This window comes from Actinopolyspora biskrensis (genome assembly GCF_013408175.1).
GTDB classification, from domain to species: Bacteria; Actinomycetota; Actinomycetes; order Mycobacteriales; family Pseudonocardiaceae; genus Actinopolyspora; species Actinopolyspora biskrensis.
In genome coordinates this window covers 377203-395062 of sequence record NZ_JACBYW010000002.1, presented here as the reverse complement: position 1 = coordinate 395062, position 17860 = coordinate 377203, and the positions used below count along the sequence as shown (strand labels likewise).

Genomic DNA, 17860 nt, shown 5'->3' with positions numbered 1-17860 from the left:
GCACGATTCAGCGCAACGCGCGTCGTCGGTCCGTGATGACGATGCCGTCGTGTAGGAATACTCCCCTCCACAACCTCCTCGAGATTCTCACTCATGCGCGCGGGCGGCGGGCAAGCGGGTGTGGCGGTCGGCACCACGGGCGGACACAGGTACGCGCGAACTGCTACTCGGGGAAGGTGAGGCTTCCGCACCGGAGCGGCAAGCGTCCGCGCCGTCCGGACACGGGACACATGATACGAACAATTTTCATGTAGCCAACATCACCACCGAGTGGTTAAATGGGCCGTGGGAGCAGTGATCGGGACACTCCGATAGCGATGCGATTTCGGCGCTGTATCTAATTCGTAGCGTCTTCGCACCTACCGGGTTCTCGGAGTCCCACCGACGCCCCTGTTGCCCTAGGGTCGTTCGCGTGTTTCCGTCCCGTCGGCATGCTCCGAGCTTCACGCTGCTCTCGGTCGTCCTGATCGCCCTGATCGTGGCCGGAACGGCCCTGTGGTCCTCGGACGACGAATCGGTTCGACAGCCGCCGCGCATCAGCGCGCGCCACGCGCAGATCGACGTACTGGACGGACCACAACGGCAGCAGCGTGTCCAACTGGACCTCACGCTGTTCGTCCCCTCCTCCACCCCGGCCCCGGCCGTGGTGCTGGCGCACGGCTTCACCGGGGACGAATCGGACCTCGCCGGCCCGGCCCGAAGACTCGCCGCCCGGGGGTTCACCGTGCTGACGTACTCCTCGCGCGGGTTCGGGGACAGCACGGGAAAGATCGCTTTGAACTCTCCGGACTACGAGGTCACCGACGCGCGGCAGCTGCTGGACTGGATGGCCAGGCAACCCGAGATCGCCACTCAGGACGAGGGAGATCCGCTGGTCGGCGTCGGCGGGACCTCCTACGGCGGCGCGCTGAGCATGCTGCTGGCCGGAAGCGACCCGCGAGTCGACGCCATAGCTCCGATGGCGACCTACAACGACCTCTCCGAAACGATGCTGCCGAACGCGGCCTCGAGGAACCCGATCCCGGCCTCGACCGCCGCGCACGGAGCCGAGGGCGTTCCGGGGGTGTTCAGACACCTCTGGGCTCGCAAGCTGTTCGAGATGGCCACGGGGGACCCGACCTCCGGATCCACTTCCCCCCCGAGCACGACATCGTCGAGCTCCACGGCGCCTCCTCCGAGCACGGCGCCGGGCGACGAACCACTGACGTGCGAGAACTTCGTCGAACAGCTCTGCAGGGCCTACACGGAACTGGCCAGGACCGGAGAAGCGGGCGAAAGTACGTCACGGATGCTCGCAGCGGCCTCCCCCTCGAGCGTCACGGACAACATAGACGTACCGACGCTGCTGGTCCAGCGCCAGGACAACGCCCTGTTCGGGCTCGAACAGGCCGACGCGAACGCACGGCAGATCACCGCGGCGGGCGGCACGGTGAAGATGCTCTGGGTCGACGAGCGCGCGGGCCGGGGATTCCCCCCATCGGTCTGGGAACAGGTCGGGGACTGGTTCTCCCGCCATCTGCACGAAGCCGGCGGAGCCCGCGGTGATCGCCCCACGGCCTCGTTCTCGTACCAACTGGCCGAGAAGACCGACGAGGGCTCCGAAACGGAGCGGAGCACTCTGGTGGCCGAACGCTACCCGGGGCTCGAGGAGAAGTCCGTGCCACGCTTCGCCCTCCCGCTCCGGGGAGGAGCGACGAAAGTGATCAACCCTCCCGGCGGCAGCGCCAACTCGCCCCCCGCCCCGCGGAACAACGACTCGGCCGAGGAAGACGGCGCGTCCTCCGGAGTGGCCACCTCCCCCCCGAACACCCCGAGCCCGGAGGGGGACGAACGGCCCGCGGCGCAGACGGCCGTTTTCGAGAGCCGGCGCTCGGAGCAGGACGTGCGCATAACGGGAGTTCCGCAGACCGAGCTGTCGGTGACCTCCGTACCGGGTCAACCCGGCGACGACACCGCCGTGCTCTTCGCCCGGCTCCTCGACGTCGGACCGGACGGCTCACGAACACCTCTCGGCGGGAGCAGTGCCGCCATCCGCGTGACCGATCTCGCCGAGAACGGCGCGCCGGGCACTGTCGATGTCGCGTTACCCCCGACGGTGCACACCCTCAAGAGCGGTCACCGGTTACGACTACGGCTGAGCACGACGGACGCGGCCTACTCCTCCCCCGAGGAGGCAGCCGTCCACCGGGTCGCACCAGCAGGCAGGAACACGATTTCACTGCCCTCGGTGCCCGCGGAACCCGTGGAGGAGACATCACCTCCCTACGGGGCTCTGATCGGGATCGGCACGTTCACGATTCTGATCATCGCCGGTACGGTACTGGCGATCCGGTTCGAACGTTCACGCAGGCGACCACCCGAGCCGGAGCTCACACACGTCCCCCTGTCCGTGGAGGGGGTCGGCAAGTCCTACCCGCGCAGCCCCGATGCCGTACGGGACCTGTCCGTGCGCGTCGAACCGGGACAGATAGTCGGACTGCTCGGACCGAACGGCGCGGGAAAGACCACCCTGCTGCGCATCGTCCTCGGACTGACCCGGGCCGAGGAGGGGCGGGTCCGGATATTCGGACACGGAATCACACCGAGCGCCCCTGTGCTGTCCCGTGTGGGCGGCGTGGTGGAGTCCCCCGGGCTGTTGCCGCACCTGACGGGGCTGGAAAACCTGCGCAGTCACTGGGAGGCCACCGGACGCCCCCTCGAGCAGGCCAGGCTGGACGAGGTCGTGCGCATCGCCGCTCTCGGCGAGTTCGCCAACCACAAGGCACGCACCTACGGACCGGGGATGCGACAGCGCGTCGCCCTGGCCCAGGCGATGCTGGGGATGCCCGACCTGCTGGTGCTCGACGAGCCGATGAACGCGTTGGATCCGGCACACACTCAGCGGATGCGCGAGGTGATCCGCGAATACGCGAGCACGGGACGTTCGGTGCTGTTGTCCAGCCACCTGCTCGACGAGGTCGAAAAGACCTGCACCCACGTGGTGGTGCTCCGTGAAGGGCGCCGCGTGGCCGGGGGGACGACCGAGGAGCTGATCGCCGCGGATTCGGTCACCGCGTTCCACGTCGACCAGCCCGAACGCGCGGCGCGGACGCTCGAGGGGATCGAGGGGATCGGCAAGGTGGAGGTCCGCTCCGATGCGGTCTACGCCGAACTCGCCGGTCACCCGACCGCGCTCGCTGTTAACGCCTTGGTGAACTCCGAGGTCTCGATCAACCGTGTGGGACCTCACCGCAAGCTCGAGGACGCGTTCCTGGAACTCGTCGGAGAGGAGCGCTGATGCGGGGGAAGTCGGACCTCGCTCCGGAGGCCGTGGAAGAGATCGGGCGCACGTCCGGGGCGGACGGCAGCGCCCCCGGATACCGCGCGAACCGGACGTTGCCGCTGAACGTGGAGCTGCGCAGGCAGTTGTCCCGCAAGCGCACCCGGGTGGTGCTGGGATGCCTCATCGCCCTTCCGGCGCTGCTGATAGCCGCTTTCGCGCTGGGTGGGGACGGGCGGCCCGGGCAACGGGCCACCGACCTGGGCGACCTCGCCGTGCTCAACGGGTCGAACTTCGCCGTCTTCACCCTGCTGCTGTGCACCCACTTGCTGCTGGTTCTGACAGTGGCGCTGTTCTTCGGCGATGCCGTGGCCAGCGAGTCCTCGTGGGCGAGCTTGCGTTACCTGGCCACGATTCCGGTACCTCGACACCGGCTGCTGCGGCAGAAAGCCATTGTTGCCGGGCTGCTGTCCGGGCTGGGGCTGTGCGTGCTCGCTCTGTCCGCACTCGCCATGGGCACGGCCTGGTACGGCACGGGTGCGCTGATCACCCCGGACAACGGGGTGCTGACGGGGCCGTGGAGCGCGTTCGTGCTCCCCGCCGTCTGCGGTTACCTCGCCGTGCACCTCACCTGGGTCGCGAGCCTGGCACTGCTCTTCAGCGTGAGCACCAGCAACCCGCTGGCCGCCGTCGGTGCGAGCGTGGGGATCTCGGTGCTCTCCCAGCTCCTCGACAACATCTCCAGGCTGGGGGAGCTGCGGCTCCTGCTGCCCACGCACCACGCCACGGCGTGGGTGGACCTGCTGGACTCCCGGATCGACTGGACGAGCATGGCCAACGGAGCGTTGTCGGCCACCGTCTACGCCTCGGTGTTCACCACCGCCGCGCTCGTGCGCTTCCAGCGAAGCGACATCACGAGCTGACTCGCTCCCCGCGGGCGCACGGGACGGCGAAGCCCGCCTCCCGGGACACGGGCCCCGGCAGCGTTCAGTGGTGAACGACGTCGGTGTTCTCCGCGGCTCCCCAGCCGTGCCAGCGGTCGACCGCGATCCGCGCGCTGATCCGGTGCCGATCGCGGATGTGGTACCGCTCGCCGGTGTAGTGCCGGGCGAGTCGGTCTATGTCCGTGAGCTCCGGGTCGTCCAGCAGCTCGACGACACGCCCCTGCAGGCTGACGTGGGTGTACCAGTTGCCGGAGGCCAGCACCGTCAGGCTCACCCTGGGTTCGGCCCTCATGTAGTCCAGGCGCTTTCGCCCCCGGTCCATGTTGACCAGGACGCTCCCCTCCTCCCACAGGTACCAGGTGGCCACCGACACCGGCTGTCCGTCCGAGCGCACCGTGGTGATCACGGAGGGGTTGGCCGCGGAGAGCAACTTGCTGACCTGTTCGGGAACCGGCGGTTTCGGCACGGGTGCACACCTTTCCGATCGTTCGTCGCACGCTCGTCCACACCGGAATCCTAGGCCGGATGAGCCGCGCCGTCCCGGCGGGCGCCCTCCCGCGCGGCGCGCCCCTGATCCGTTCGGGGGAGACGAGTGGTCGGAAAGCACCAGTGGCTCCGAGTAGTCTCGATCGTGATGGAGATCTTCCACCTGCGCTACTTCGTGGCGGTCGCGGAGAACCTGAGCTTCTCGCGGGCCGCCCGCCAGCTCCACATGGCGACATCACCGCTGAGCCAGCGTATTCGCGACCTGGAGCGAGAGCTGGGCATGACCTTGCTCGAACGGGACTCGCACAACGTGGAGCTGACCGAGGCGGGCCGTCACCTGCTGCCCACTGCCAAGGACGTGGTGCACCGGTTCGACGACATCCCCTGGCGAATGCGTCAAGCGGTGGGAAGTTCCACACCGACCGTCTCCATCGGCGTCGCCCCCGGCTTGCACTCCCGGGTCCGGGACAGGCTCATACGACTGGAGCGCCGGTGCGCGCAGGACTTCCGGATCAAGCGCTGGCCCGCGAACACCGACGAGCTGGTGCGGTCGGTCTCCCGCGGCGAGCTGGCCATGGCGTTGGTGCACCTCCCCGTGCACGCGAGTTCCCTCGGGATCGTGGAGGTGGCGCGCGAACCGCTCGGCGCCGTACTGCCGCGCGCCGAATTCGGGGACCACACGAGCGTTTCCCTGGACGAACTCACCGACCACTCCTACGTCGTGCCCGCCCCCGCCACCGCACCCCTTTACTTCGAGCAGTTGGAAAAGCGCCTGGACAACGCGGGAATCAAGAAGAGAATCCATCTGAGCACCGGGGATTATTCCGCTGTCAGCGAGCTCGTCGCGAACGGTTCGGCATTCGCCATTTCCATGCTCGACCCGGAAAGCGGAATGCACAAGTACCGCACGGACGAACAGATAGTCCTTCCGTTCGAGGACTTCTCCCCCGCGCTCGCCACGGGGCTGATCTGGCGGCTCGACCGGGCCGCGGAGGGCTGCGAACTGCGAGAACCCGTGGAAGAGGCAAAAGGGACGCTGCCGGACCGGTAGACCGCCCCCGCGCGAGAGACCGGAGCGCCCTCCCCGCCGAAAAACGGACGATTCCCCGAAAAATTTCCGAACACCACCCCCCGCCCCTTTCACGAAAGGCGTGACCACAGCGGTCACGCAGTTTTTCGCGAGACGATCCAGCGGATCAGTTGAAACGGACACAGTACGGTCGTACTGTCGTTAGTGAGGTTAATAAGTTTCAATGATCGACGGGGAGAAACCATGTCGGATACCACCGGTACGCGCCCCAACGGGGAAAAGCGGAACTCCTCCGGGCCGCTGGCGGGAGTTCGAGTCATCGACATGTCCACGGTGGTGATGGGCCCGTACGCGGCCCAGATATTCGGAGACCTCGGAGCCGACGTGATCCGGATCGAATCACCCCGGGACAGCGCACGCCTCGGCACCACCCACCGCACCCCCGGAATGACTCCGCTGCACCTCAACGTCAACCGCAACAAGCGCAGCGTGGAGCTCAACCTCAAAGCCCCCGAGGAGCGGGAACGCGCACTCGGGCTGATCGACGAGGCCGACCTGTTGATCACCAACATGCGGGCGGGAGCACTGCAACGGCTCGGCATGGACTACGAGAACCTCGCGCAGCGCAACCCCGCGCTGGTCTACGCGCACGCGCAGGGCTTCCGCCCCGACTCGGAGCGAGCCGAGCTGGCCGCCTACGACGAAACCGTCCAGGCGGCCTCCGGAATGATCGACCTGGCCCAACGGGCCGGTGACATCGGAACGCCCGCGGTGCTGCCCAGCATCCTCGCCGACAAGGTCACCGCCCTCACGATCGCCTACTCCACCATGGCCGCGCTGCTGCACCAGCGAGCCACGGGTGAGGGCCAGCGCGTGGAGGTCCCGATGGCCGACACGCTGCTGTCCTTCAACATGATCGAACACCTGCAGGGCAACGCCTTCGACCCCCCGATGGGACCCACCGGGTTCCCCAACTCGCTGAACCAGGGCCACCGGGCGCGGCCCACCAAGGACGGACTGGTCATGATCATTCCGTACACCCCGCAGAACTTCCGCGACCTGTTCGCCGCCGCGGGGCGCCCCGACCTGGTGGAGGACCCCAGGGTCAACGGGGAGTTCATCGACGTCCGCGAGGACGGCCAGGACCTGGCGCAACTGATCGAATCAGTCACCCCGGAACTGACCTCGGACGAGTGGATCGAAGTCGGAACGAAGCACAGCATCCCCGTCGGCCCGGTCCTTCGCCTGGACGACGCCACGGAGGACCCCTACGTGCGCGAAGGACACCTGCTGGACGTGGCAGAGCACCCGACGGAGGGAAGTTACCGGGTCGTGGGGATCCCGGTGAACTTCTCCCGCACCCCCGCCTCCGTCCGCAGGCACGCCCCCCTGCCCGGACAGGACACCGCCGAGGTGCTCGGCGGCTCCGACCACTCGGACGAGACACAGGAGTGAACGAATGACGGACACCGAGAACCAACCGGTGCGCACGGAGGTTCACGAGAGCACGCTCGTGGTCACGATCGACCGGCCGAAGGCCCGCAACGCCGTGAACACCGCGGTGGCCGAAGGCATCGCCGAAGCCGTGCGGCGCCTGGACGAGGACCCGCAACTGCGTGTCGGGGTGCTCACCGGGGCGGAACGGATGTTCAGCGCGGGCATGGACCTCAAAGCCGCAGCCAACGGGGAGTCCGCCTCGATCGCGGGCAAGGGATTCGCGGGGCTGACCGAGGCCGAGCCCGACAAGCCGCTCATCGCGGCGGTCGAGGGCTTCGCGATGGGTGGAGGATTCGAGCTCGCCCTCGCCTGCGACATCGTCGTCGCCGGATCGAGCACGAAGTTCGCCCTTCCCGAGGTCCAGCGCGGGCTGATCGCGGGTGGGGGCGGAGCCGTACGCCTCCCCAACCGGATTCCGTACCACCTGGCGATGGAACTGATACTCACCGGGGAGACGATCACGGCCGAGCGCGCGGCCGAACTCGGCGTGGTCAACAGAACCGCGGAGGACGGCGCTGCCGAAGCCACGGCTCTGCAACTGGCCGCCGGAATCTCGCGGAACGCCCCCCTCGCGGTCAAGTCCGCCAAACGAGTCTCCCGGACGGCGGCACGCGACTCGGAGCAGCAGGCCTTCACGGCCCAACGCGACGAGCTCCGCACACTGCTTGCCTCCGAGGACTTCGCCGAAGGAGCACGTGCCTTCGCGGAACGTCGCTCACCGAACTGGTCCGCGCGGTAAGGAGGTCCGGCATGCGTTCGGAACAAGTCCGCCAGGCTTTGACCACACCGCTGACCAACCCGGCTTTCGCGGCCAGCGTCCCCCGTTTCACCGACCGCGAGTACCTGAACGTCGTTTACCGCACCGACTACGACGCGCTGCGAGCAGTCGTGCCGGAGCCGCTGGTCGTCGAGGAGCCACTGGTCCGCTTCGAGATCATGCGCATGAACGAGGTGACCTCCTTCGGTCCCTACACCGAAGCGGGCCAGGCCGTCCCGGTACGTCTCGGGGACGAACACGGCGAGTACCTGCACGCGATGTACCTGGACAACTTCCCGGCCATCGCCTCGGGACGCGAGCTGAGCGCCTACCCGAAGGTGCTGGCCACACCCGAGCTGCACACCGAGCACGCTGCCCTGGTCGGAACTCTGGACTACGGTAGCCAACGCGTGGCCACGGCCACCATGGGGTACAAGCACCAGCCGCTGGAGGCCGACCGCGCCGGGGAGCAGATCACAGTTCCCACTTACATGCTCAACATCGTCCCCGGCAACGACCGGACGCCACGCGTGTGCGAACTGGTGCGCACCGAGATCACCGACATCACGGTCAAGCAGGCCTGGACCGCACCGGCTCGCCTCCAGCTCTTCGAGCACGCGCTGGCGCCGCTCGCCGATCTTCCGGTACGCGGAATCGTCTCGGCGAGCCACATCCTCACGGACCTGACGCTCGGACCGGCGCACCCGGTTCACGACTACCTGCACGAGCGGTGAGCGCAGAAGGAAGGCATCATGACGGATTCACCGAATTCACCGTCCGCTCGCTTCGAGACCGCCGCGGTCATCGGGGCGGGGACCATCGGGCTCGCCTGGGCCGCGCTCTTCGCGGCTCACGGAATGCGCGTGCGGCTGTCCGACCCGCGCACCGACCTGCGGGAGTCGTTGGAAGCCGCCCTGCCGTCGCTGAGCGCGGGCCTTCCCGAGCTCGGGAGCTCCGACCCGCGCGAACGGATCGAGCTGGGCGACGATCCCGAATGGGCCGCCGAACACGCCGACATAGTCCAGGAGAACGGCCCCGAGCGGGTGGAGACCAAACGGGAGCTGTTCCGGCGCGTCGCGGACGCGGCCCCGGAGGAGGCCGTGCTCGCCTCCTCGAGCTCGGGGCTGCTGCCCAGCGACATCGCCGCGCGGCTGTCGGACGAGGCCGCGGCCCGGACACTGGTCGCGCACCCCTTCAACCCACCGCACGTGGTCCCGCTCGTGGAGGTGGTCCCCGGGGAGCGCACCGCCGAATCCGTCGGCGAAACGGCCTTCGAGTTCTACCGGAGCCTCGGTAAGACTCCGGTGCGGTTGCATCGCGAAACCTCGGGGTTCGTGGCCAACCGGCTGCAGAGCGCCGTGCTGGCCGAGTCGTTCGACCTCGTGCTGCGCGGTGTGGTCGACGCCGAGCAGCTGGACACGATCGTGAAGAACTCCCTCGGCAACCGCTGGGCCGCAGTGGGTCCCTTCGAGAGCTTCCACCTCGGAGGGGGCCCCGGGGGGATCCGGCACATGGTCGAGCACCTCGGCCGGGGAATGGCCGAACGCTGGAAGGACCTCGGCACCCCCGAGCTCGACGCCGCGAACATCGACACCCTGGCCGAGCAGACCGAACGGGCCTACGGCGGCGACGCCGAAGCGTACCGCGCGCGCTCCGCACAGCGTGACCGCAAGCAACTCGCGATCACCGAAGCCCTCCGCCGAACCGAGAACACGGACTGACCACCGGCGCGCACAGATCCGGTTTCCACTGGAAGAGGTTGATAACAATGCCCAAGAACGTCAAAACCGACCCCGACTTCTTCGGCTTCGAGGAACTGCTCACCGAGGGTGAGCGCTCCGAACTGGCCGAGATCCGCGAGATCGTCCAGCGCGAGATCAAACCGCTGGCCAACGAAGCCTGGGACCGGGCCGAGTTCCCCTTCGAAGCGATCGAGACCTTCGCGAAGACGGGCATCGCCGGGTTCCAGTACCCCGAGTACGGGGACGGACGGACGCGCAGGCCGCTGTTCAACGGCTTCCTCAGCATCGAGCTGAACAAGGCCGACCCCTCGCTGGCCGTGGCCTCCGGCGTGCACACCGGCCTGGCCATGGGAAGCATCTACGGAGGCGGTGACCAGCGTCAACGGGATCGCTGGATGCCGGACATGGTCGCCTGGAACAAGATCGGCGCCTTCGGCCTGACCGAGCCGGAGGGCGGATCCGACGTGGCAGGGGGCATGCGCACCACCGCCCGCAGGGAAAACGACGAGTGGGTGCTCAACGGGGCGAAACGGTGGATCGGCAACGGAACCTTCGCCGATCTGGTGGTCATCTGGGCCAGGGACGAGTCGGACGGCAACGTCAAGGGGTTCGTGGTCGAAAAGGACACCCCGGGGTTCCACACGAGCAAGATCGAGGGCAAGATCGCGCTGCGCTCGGTGCAGAACGCCGACATCTCGCTGAACGAGGTGCGTGTTCCGGAGGAGAACCGGCTCCAGAACATCGAGACCTTCAGGGACACCGCCAAGGTGCTGGCCAAAACCAGGGGGAACGTCGCCTGGCAGGCGCTCGGCGTGGCCATCCGCGCCTACGAGCTGGCACGGGAGTACGCGGTGGACCGCGAACAGTTCGGCAGGCCCATCGGCGGTTTCCAGATGATCCAGGACCTCCTCGTGAAGATGCTCGGCAACATCACCGCCATGTTCGGCATGGTGACCAGGCTGGCCCAGAAGATGGCCGACGGGACCGCCGGTGCCGACCACGCCGCGCTCGCCAAGAGCTTCACGACCACCAAGATGCGCGAGTGCGTGGCTTGGGCACGTGAACTGTTCGGCGGCAACGGCATCGTGCTCGACTACGAGGTGGCCAAGTTCTTCGCCGACGCGGAAGCCGTCTACTCCTTCGAGGGCAGCCGCGAGATGAACACGCTGATCGTGGGCAAATCCATCACCGGGCACAGCGCATTCACCTGATCCCCGCCCGCGGCGAGGCCGCGCCGGGATCCGCGGTCGCCCGCGAGCGGCGACCGCGTCCGACAGGTCCTCGCCACCGGCGAGCGGCCGGGATGGAAACACCCGCCCGCGCGGAGTGCCACCACTCCGCGCGGGCGGGGTCCACACCTCGGTCGACGAGCCGGGACTACTCCACCCCGGCTTCGTCCATACCGCGCAGTTCCTTCTTGAGATCGTTGATCTCGTCCCGCAGCCGGGCCGCGAGCTCGAACTGCAGTTCCCGTGCCGCGTTCATCATCTGGTCGTTGAGCTGCTGCACCAGATCGGCCAGTTCGGCCCGCGGCATGGACTCGATGTCACGGTCCTTGAGCACCCCCGAACTCACGGCGGAGGTCTCCCCGCCCGGCTTCTTGCCCCGCGAGGCGTTGCGAGCGGAACCCCCCTCGGCAACGGTCTCCTCGGTGTCCTCGGACTCGGTGTAAACCCGGTCGAGGATGTCGGCCACCTGCTTGCGCAGCGGCTGCGGATCGATGCCGCGTTCCTCGTTGTAGGCGATCTGCTTGGCCCGCCTGCGGTTGGTCTCCTCGATGGCCCGTCGCATCGACTCGGTGACCCCGTCGGCGTACATGTGGACCTGGCCGGAAACGTTGCGCGCGGCCCGGCCGATCGTCTGCACCAGGCTCGTCTCCGAACGCAGGAAACCCTCCTTGTCCGCGTCCAGGATCGAGACCAGCGAGACCTCGGGCAGGTCCAGCCCCTCACGCAGGAGGTTGATGCCGACCAGCACGTCGTACTCGCCGAGCCGAAGCTGTCGGAGCAGTTCGACCCTGCGCAGGGTGTCGACCTCCGAGTGGAGGTAGCGCACCCGGATACCCAGCTCCAGCAGGTAGTCGGTCAGGTCCTCGGCCATCTTCTTGGTGAGCGTGGTGACCAGCACCCGCTCGTCCTTGCCCGCGCGTTCGCGGACCTCCGCGACCAGGTCGTCGATCTGTCCCTCGGTCGGTTTGACCACGACTTCCGGGTCGACCAGCCCGGTGGGGCGGATGACCTGTTCGGTGAACTCGCCGCCGGAACGCTGCATCTCGTACGGCCCCGGAGTCGCCGAGAGGTACATCGTCTGCCCGATGCGGTCCGCGAACTCCTCCCAGGTCAGCGGCCGGTTGTCCAAGGCGCTCGGCAGCCGGAAACCGTGCTCGACGAGAGTGCGCTTGCGCGAGGCGTCACCTTCGAACATCCCGCCGACCTGCGGGACGGTGACGTGGGACTCGTCGATGACCAGCAGGAAGTCCTCCGGGAAGTAGTCGAGCAACGTGGCAGGCGCCGAACCGGGCTCACGCCCGTCGATGTGGCGCGAGTAGTTCTCGATGCCCGAGCAGAAACCGACCTGGCGCATCATCTCGATGTCGTACTGGGTACGCATCCGCAGTCGCTGCGCCTCGAGCAGCTTGTTCTGGCGTTCCAGCTTGCCGAGCTGCTCCTCCAGCTCGGCCTCGATCCCGCGTATCGCCTGTTCCATGCGCTCGGGACCGGCGACGTAGTGCGTGGCCGGGAAGATCCGCAGGTCCTGCACCTCGCGGACGACGTCCCCGGTGAGCGGGTGCAGGTAGTAGAGACGCTCTATCTCGTCACCGAAGAACTCCACGCGAACTGCGAGCTCCTCGTAGGCGGGAATGACCTCCACCGTGTCCCCGCGCACCCTGAAGGTCCCGCGCTGGAAGGCCAGGTCGTTGCGCTGGTACTGCACGTCCACGAGGGCACGTAGCAGGACGTCGCGGTCCGTCTCCCCGCCCACGGACAGCGCGATCGCGCGATCGAGGTACGACTGCGGCGTCCCCAGGCCGTATATGCACGACACCGAGGAGACCACCACGCAGTCCCTCCGGCTCAGCAGGTTCGAGGTCGCCGAGTGGCGCAGCCGCTCGACGTCCTCGTTGACCGAGGAGTCCTTCTCGATGTAGGTGTCGGTCTGGGGAACGTAGGCCTCGGGCTGGTAGTAGTCGTAGTAGCTGACGAAGTACTCGACGGCGTTCTCCGGGAAGAACCCGCGCAGCTCGTTGGCCATCTGAGCGGCGAGCGTCTTGTTCGGCTCCATAACGAGGGTGGGCCGCTGTACGCGTTCGATCAGCCAGGCCGTGGTCGCGGACTTCCCGGTTCCCGTCGCGCCGAGCAGCACCACGTTGGTCTCACCGGAGTTGATCCGTTTTTCCAGGTCGTCGATCGCCTCGGGCTGGTCTCCCGCAGGCTCGTAGTCGGCGACGACCCGGAAGGTTCCCTCCTTGCGCGGGATCTCGCCGACCGGCCGGAACTCGGAGTGCGCCAGGACGGGGTTCTCAGTCGCGAATGCCACGCCCCCAGCTTACGAGCTCGGAGCGACACCGCTCCGCCGCCGCGTTCCGCCTCGTGGTCGTGTTCCGGGAAAACGGCGACACGACTCACACAACTCTCGTACAGTGTCGGCGTGACGTCACAACGGGAGATCGCCGAGAGCATGGGCCTTCCGGTCCATCCTCCGAAGGTGGAGGTCTTCGACCTGGCCGCACGGACCAACACCGACTCCAAGGGCCGGGTACGGACCGTGGACGAGTACCGTCTGGAGCCGTTCGGGCTCTACATGGCACGTGAGATCGTCGACCACCCGAAACTGACCTACGTCGAGTCCTGGCTGCTTCCCGAGCTGAACCTTCGGGTCAGTGATTTCCGCTGGCGGCCCGGTCACGAGCGGGTGCAGGACTTCTACCTGGACGTCGTCTCCGTGGAGCGCGGGACACGGCGGTGGCGAACCGTCGACCTGTACCTGGACATCGTGGTTTCGGCAACGGGCTTCGCCGAGGTGCTCGACACCGACGAGTTCGTCACCGCTCTGCGCGCCGGCCTGCTGGACGAGGAGACGGCGCAGCGGGCGATGTGCGCCACCCACACGACCGTGGACGCCCTCGCCAGGCACGAATACGATCTCGCGTCCTGGTTGCGGACCTCCGGCATCGAACTGGACCGGCGCACTCCCGAGCCCTGATCGGGGTTCTGCGCTCGCCCTCGACGAGGCGGGCCCCGGAGGGGACTCCCGCTGTCCCGTGCTCGGTCGCCCCGAACTCGAACAGCGATCGCTTACCAGAAGTCACCCTGTGCAACAACCGACATACTGGCTAAATCACTGGTAAGTGTGTAACCGTCACGCGAACAGCGTTCAAAGGTTACATAACAGATCCGCCTTGTTGGTTATTTCACAGTTTTTTCGGGTTACTGTCGGATCCGTGGGTTCGGTGATCACTCCTCAGCACGTCGAAATCGTCGACGTACCCAGCGCGCAACGGCATCTGGGTTCCGGAGCCGTCCAGCAGCTGGACGACTGTCACCTCGAACGATGGGGGCTGTGCCTGGAATGCAGCACGCCGGAGGACCCGGTTCACGACAGCGAGGTCACCTGGCTGCTCCCCGATCCGGGGCTGCGACTGACCCGTTACCGGCCACGCAGTCGCCACGCCCGTCCCGACGGGAGCCTGCTGACGGCGGTCCGCATCGACCGCGACGCGCGCTCCTGGATCACGACCGACCTGCGCCTGGGACTGGAAGTCCCGCAACGGGGTCAACCACGCATCGTCAATTCGGAGGAGTACGCCTCCGCGATAAACCGAGGTCAGCTGACGCTCGACGACGCCGATCTGGCGCTGCGCACGGTGCACAGCGTCTTCGACGAAGTCAGCCTGCACCGCGACATCGAACAGTGGCTGGCCCACCGCGGGATGTTCACCGGACTTTGAGCGTCACCGGTACGGGCTCCAGCCCGTGCGCGCCGCCCACCGCTCGGCACGCGGCAGGGCCTGTTCGAACCAGGCACGCTTGGCCTCCGCGTAGCGCCGGGAGTCGACGTCCGAGGCGAACAGCTCCGCGCACCGGCTCTTGAGCTCCTCGTACTCCGCGCGGGCCTGCTCCTCCGCGCGCAACCAGGCCGGAAACAGCAGTGCCAGGCGCCAGTTGCTCCTGCCCTCCACCCGCAGATCCAACTCGACCCTTCGGCCCGGATCAGCGGAAACGTGCCGCCTCTTCCACCACTGCTCCGCCGGATCCTCGGTGCACTGCTCGTCCGAGTCGTGTCCGGGCAGGCGTGGGAAACCGGCGGCGGCGAGCGGCTCGGCCAGGGCGTCGGCCTCGTCCGGGGTGCGGACGGTCAGTTGCAGGTCGAGCACGTCCTCGGAAGCCAGCCCCGGCACCGAGGTGGAGCCGACGTGATCGATCCGGGCACTTCCCCCTCCCGTTGCCCTGGCGATCCGCGCCGCCAACCGCCGGGCCTGTTCGGGCCACTCCGGATCGGGTGCGACGAGCACCGGAGGACCACTCGGGCACTGCGGGACGCGGTCCCGCACGTTGGCCTCGAAAGGCACCAGGCGCGTCTCCCACAACCGATCCACCTCGGCGCGGAGTTCCCACTGCTCGGAACCGTTGTCCAGCCAAACGTCGGCGGCCGCGCGCCGCTGCCGCTCATCGGCCTGCGCCTCGATACGGGACCGTGCGTCCTCCGCGGAGAGCCCCCGATCGACGAGTCGTCGCACGCGCTGCTCCACCGGGGCGTCCACCACGACGACCAGGTGGTAGTCGGCCTGGTAGCCGTTCTCGACGAGCAGCGCGACGTCGTGGACCACGACGGCGTCCTCTGGCGCCGCGGCGATCAACTCGGCGGTGCGGACGGCGACCCTGGGGTGCACGATCCCGTTCAACACGCTCCGGGCCGCGTCGTCGCCGAAAACCACCCGCGCCAGCGCGGAACGGTTCAGCGTCCCGTCCTCGTCGAGAACTTCCGCACCGAAGTGCTCCACGATCTCGGAAAGCCCTTCGGTCCCCGGTTCGACGACCTCCCGCGAAACGAGGTCCGCGTCGACGACGACGGCACCGTGCTCGGCCAGCCTGTTCGCGACCGTCGACTTCCCCGATCCGATTCCTCCTGTGAGACCAACGCGCAACATCCGCCCCATCCTGCCAGCTCCGGAAGAACCGAGCGGCGGGGCCGCCGCACCCACAGCTCCGCGGCCGTCTCCTCGGTCCCCGCGGCTCCCACGGCGAGGCCCCGGCCGGGGTTTCCGCTCATCCGGAAACCCCCGCACGAGCCTCGTCGGAGACCACGAAAAGGGCGACCCCGCACCACCCGGGTGCGGGGCCGCCCACGAACCGATCGGTCAACCGGTCAACGACCGGAGGTTCGTTCACGCACCGCCGGAGAGCTTCTCGCGGAGAGCGGCCAACTGCGCGTCGCTGGCCATGGCGCTCGGCTCCTGCTCTTCCTCCTCAGCAGCGGGCTCCGCGGCGGAGGTGTAGTTGCCCTCCTGGGGCTCCTCCTCCCCACCGCCTGCGGCGGCAGCGGCGGCGTCGGCCTCGGCGGCCTTGGCGACCTGGCGCATGTGGGCCTCGTAGCGCTCGAGGGCCTCGGCGTACTGCCGCTCCCACTCCTCGCGCTGGGTCTCGTAGCCTTCCTGCCACTCCTGGGTCTCCGGGTCGAAGCCCTCGGGGTAGATGTAGTTGCCCTCGTTGTCGTACTCGGCGGCCATGCCGTACTGGGTCGGGTCGAACTCCGAGTCCGGGGTGAAGCCCTCGTTGGCCTGCTTCAGCGACAGCGAGATGCGCCTGCGCTCCAGATCGATGTCGATGACCTTGACCATGACCTCGTCACCGACCTGGGCAACCTGCTCCGGGATGTCCACGTGCCGCTCGGCCAGCTCGGAGATGTGCACCAGGCCCTCGATCCCCTCGTCGACGCGGACGAAGGCACCGAACGGAACGAGCTTGGTGACCCGACCGGGCACGATCTGGCCGATCGCGTGGGTCCGGGCGAACTGGCGCCAGGGGTCCTCCTGGGTCGCCTTCAGGGACAACGAGACCCGCTCGCGGTCCATGTCCACGTCGAGCACCTCGACGGTGACTTCCTGGCCGACCTCGACGACCTCGCTCGGATGGTCGATGTGCTTCCAGGAGAGCTCCGAGACGTGCACCAGACCGTCGACCCCACCCAGATCGACGAACGCACCGAAGTTGACGATGGAGGAAACGACGCCCTTGCGGACCTGTCCCTTCTGCAGCTGGTTGAGGAACTCGCTGCGGACGGCGGACTGGGTCTGCTCCAGCCAGGCCCGGCGGGAAAGAACGACGTTGTTGCGGTTCTTGTCCAGCTCGATGATCTTGGCCTCGAGCTCGCGCCCGACATAGGGCTGCAGGTCGCGAACACGCCGCATCTCAACCAGCGAAGCGGGCAGGAAGCCACGCAGGCCGATGTCGAGGATGAGGCCGCCCTTGACGACCTCGATGACGGAGCCGCGCACGGGCTCGTCCTTCTCCTTGAGGTCCTCGATCGTCCCCCAGGCGCGTTCGTACTGCGCACGCTTCTTGGACAGGATGAGGCGGCCTTCCTTGTCCTCCTTCTGCAGGACAAGGGCTTCGACAAAGTCGCCGACGGCCACGACCTCGGCGGGATCGACATCGTGCTTGATGGACAGTTCCCTGGACGGGATAACGCCCTCGGTCTTGTAGCCGATGTCGAGCAGGACCTCGTCCTTGTCGACCTTGACGATAGTGCCCTCGACGATGTCGCCATCGTTGAAGTACTTGATGGTCTGGTCGACGGCGGCGAGGAAGTCCTCCTCCGTCCCGACGTCGTTTACTGCGACCTGCGGCTTGGTGGCGGCTGCAGTCGGGACGGTGGTGGTGTCGGTGGACATCAGGTGGGTTGCTCCGGTACGGATAGGTAGGTTGTCGGGTCTAAGGTTCTCATGCACCCGAAGTGGCCCCGCACGGGACCCGCCCGTCACGACGCCGAAAGTCCGAACGGCGTTCGGGGCCCTTGTCCCCGGCCGCTTTCCAACCACCCGGAAGCCGCAGCTCCCGGCGGGAAGCAGCACGGCCGGTGGCTTCCCACGCGGTATTTTCCGGAGAATGACCACCCCGGGAACCAGCCCCGGTGGGTGGACGGACC

Annotated in this window: 14 protein-coding genes; 10 read left to right on the top strand and 4 right to left on the bottom strand. The window is 67.7% G+C overall.

Annotated elements, in window-relative coordinates; all coding sequences use genetic code 11:
• Positions 1-412: 412 nt before the first annotated feature.
• The gene (locus tag FHR84_RS07490; RefSeq protein WP_179534726.1) at positions 413-3277 is read left to right on the top strand and encodes an alpha/beta fold hydrolase; all 2865 of its coding nucleotides are present in this window, start codon (positions 413-415) and stop codon (positions 3275-3277) included.
• Positions 3277-4182 (top strand): ABC transporter permease subunit, encoded by a 906-nt coding sequence (locus FHR84_RS07485; RefSeq protein WP_179534725.1) that lies wholly within the window; start codon positions 3277-3279, stop codon positions 4180-4182. Before FHR84_RS07490 ends, FHR84_RS07485 begins: the two co-directional genes overlap by 1 nt.
• 64 nt (positions 4183-4246) lie before the next feature.
• Here the strand turns inward: FHR84_RS07485 and FHR84_RS07480 are convergent, their stop codons facing one another.
• A complete protein-coding gene (locus tag FHR84_RS07480) occupies positions 4247-4669 on the bottom strand; it encodes a TIGR03618 family F420-dependent PPOX class oxidoreductase (protein ID WP_179534724.1) in 423 nt (140 codons plus the stop codon).
• A gap of 168 nt (positions 4670-4837) precedes the next feature.
• Between FHR84_RS07480 and FHR84_RS07475 the strand changes: the two genes are divergently transcribed.
• From FHR84_RS07475 to FHR84_RS07450, 6 genes are all read left to right on the top strand, one after another.
• A complete protein-coding gene (locus FHR84_RS07475; RefSeq protein ID WP_179534723.1) occupies positions 4838-5740 on the top strand; it encodes a LysR family transcriptional regulator in 903 nt (300 codons plus the stop codon).
• A 222-nt stretch (positions 5741-5962) separates the two neighbouring features.
• Positions 5963-7174, top strand: coding sequence for a CaiB/BaiF CoA transferase family protein (locus FHR84_RS07470; protein ID WP_179534722.1), 1212 nt, complete (start codon positions 5963-5965; stop codon positions 7172-7174).
• A gap of 4 nt (positions 7175-7178) precedes the next feature.
• Complete coding sequence (locus FHR84_RS07465) at positions 7179-7955, top strand: crotonase/enoyl-CoA hydratase family protein (RefSeq protein ID WP_179534721.1); 777 nt, start codon at positions 7179-7181, stop codon at positions 7953-7955.
• 11 nt (positions 7956-7966) lie between these two features.
• On the top strand, positions 7967-8707 hold the full coding sequence (locus tag FHR84_RS07460; protein ID WP_179534720.1) for an acetoacetate decarboxylase: 741 nt from the start codon (positions 7967-7969) through the stop codon (positions 8705-8707).
• 18 nt (positions 8708-8725) lie between these two features.
• Positions 8726-9694 (top strand): 3-hydroxyacyl-CoA dehydrogenase NAD-binding domain-containing protein, encoded by a 969-nt coding sequence (locus FHR84_RS07455; RefSeq protein ID WP_179534719.1) that lies wholly within the window; start codon positions 8726-8728, stop codon positions 9692-9694.
• A 47-nt stretch (positions 9695-9741) separates the two neighbouring features.
• The gene (locus FHR84_RS07450) at positions 9742-10926 is read left to right on the top strand and encodes an acyl-CoA dehydrogenase family protein (RefSeq protein WP_179534718.1); all 1185 of its coding nucleotides are present in this window, start codon (positions 9742-9744) and stop codon (positions 10924-10926) included.
• Positions 10927-11092: 166 nt separating this feature from the next.
• On the opposite strand, the gene uvrB is transcribed toward FHR84_RS07450, so the two are convergent.
• Positions 11093-13252 carry an excinuclease ABC subunit UvrB gene (uvrB, locus tag FHR84_RS07445; RefSeq protein WP_343075186.1) on the bottom strand — a complete coding sequence of 720 codons (2160 nt, stop codon included), beginning with the start codon at positions 13250-13252 and terminating at the stop codon, positions 11093-11095.
• A gap of 141 nt (positions 13253-13393) precedes the next feature.
• Between uvrB and FHR84_RS07440 the strand changes: the two genes are divergently transcribed.
• Positions 13394-13918, top strand: coding sequence for a ribonuclease FAU-1 family protein (locus FHR84_RS07440; RefSeq protein ID WP_179534906.1), 525 nt, complete (start codon positions 13394-13396; stop codon positions 13916-13918).
• Positions 13919-14156: 238 nt separating this feature from the next.
• The gene (locus FHR84_RS07435; RefSeq protein WP_179534717.1) at positions 14157-14663 is read left to right on the top strand and encodes a ribonuclease FAU-1 family protein; all 507 of its coding nucleotides are present in this window, start codon (positions 14157-14159) and stop codon (positions 14661-14663) included.
• A 3-nt stretch (positions 14664-14666) separates the two neighbouring features.
• On the opposite strand, the gene coaE is transcribed toward FHR84_RS07435, so the two are convergent.
• Together coaE and rpsA are read right to left on the bottom strand one after the other, a co-directional pair.
• On the bottom strand, positions 14667-15863 hold the full coding sequence (gene coaE, locus FHR84_RS07430) for a dephospho-CoA kinase (protein WP_179534716.1): 1197 nt from the start codon (positions 15861-15863) through the stop codon (positions 14667-14669).
• A 237-nt stretch (positions 15864-16100) separates the two neighbouring features.
• Complete coding sequence (gene rpsA / locus FHR84_RS07425) at positions 16101-17606, bottom strand: 30S ribosomal protein S1 (protein ID WP_179534715.1); 1506 nt, start codon at positions 17604-17606, stop codon at positions 16101-16103.
• Positions 17607-17860: the final 254 nt, after the last annotated feature.

Coding starts and splice junctions, on each gene's coding strand:
- FHR84_RS07485 (WP_179534725.1), top strand. CDS start 3,277: ATGCGGGGGAAGTCGGACCTCGCTCCGGAGGCCGTGGAAGAGATCGGG.
- FHR84_RS07475 (WP_179534723.1), top strand. CDS start 4,838: ATGGAGATCTTCCACCTGCGCTACTTCGTGGCGGTCGCGGAGAACCTG.
- FHR84_RS07470 (WP_179534722.1), top strand. CDS start 5,963: ATGTCGGATACCACCGGTACGCGCCCCAACGGGGAAAAGCGGAACTCC.
- FHR84_RS07465 (WP_179534721.1), top strand. CDS start 7,179: ATGACGGACACCGAGAACCAACCGGTGCGCACGGAGGTTCACGAGAGC.
- FHR84_RS07460 (WP_179534720.1), top strand. CDS start 7,967: ATGCGTTCGGAACAAGTCCGCCAGGCTTTGACCACACCGCTGACCAAC.
- FHR84_RS07455 (WP_179534719.1), top strand. CDS start 8,726: ATGACGGATTCACCGAATTCACCGTCCGCTCGCTTCGAGACCGCCGCG.
- FHR84_RS07450 (WP_179534718.1), top strand. CDS start 9,742: ATGCCCAAGAACGTCAAAACCGACCCCGACTTCTTCGGCTTCGAGGAA.
- FHR84_RS07440 (WP_179534906.1), top strand. CDS start 13,394: ATGGGCCTTCCGGTCCATCCTCCGAAGGTGGAGGTCTTCGACCTGGCC.
- coaE (WP_179534716.1), bottom strand. CDS start 15,863: ATGTTGCGCGTTGGTCTCACAGGAGGAATCGGATCGGGGAAGTCGACG.
- rpsA (WP_179534715.1), bottom strand. CDS start 17,606: ATGTCCACCGACACCACCACCGTCCCGACTGCAGCCGCCACCAAGCCG.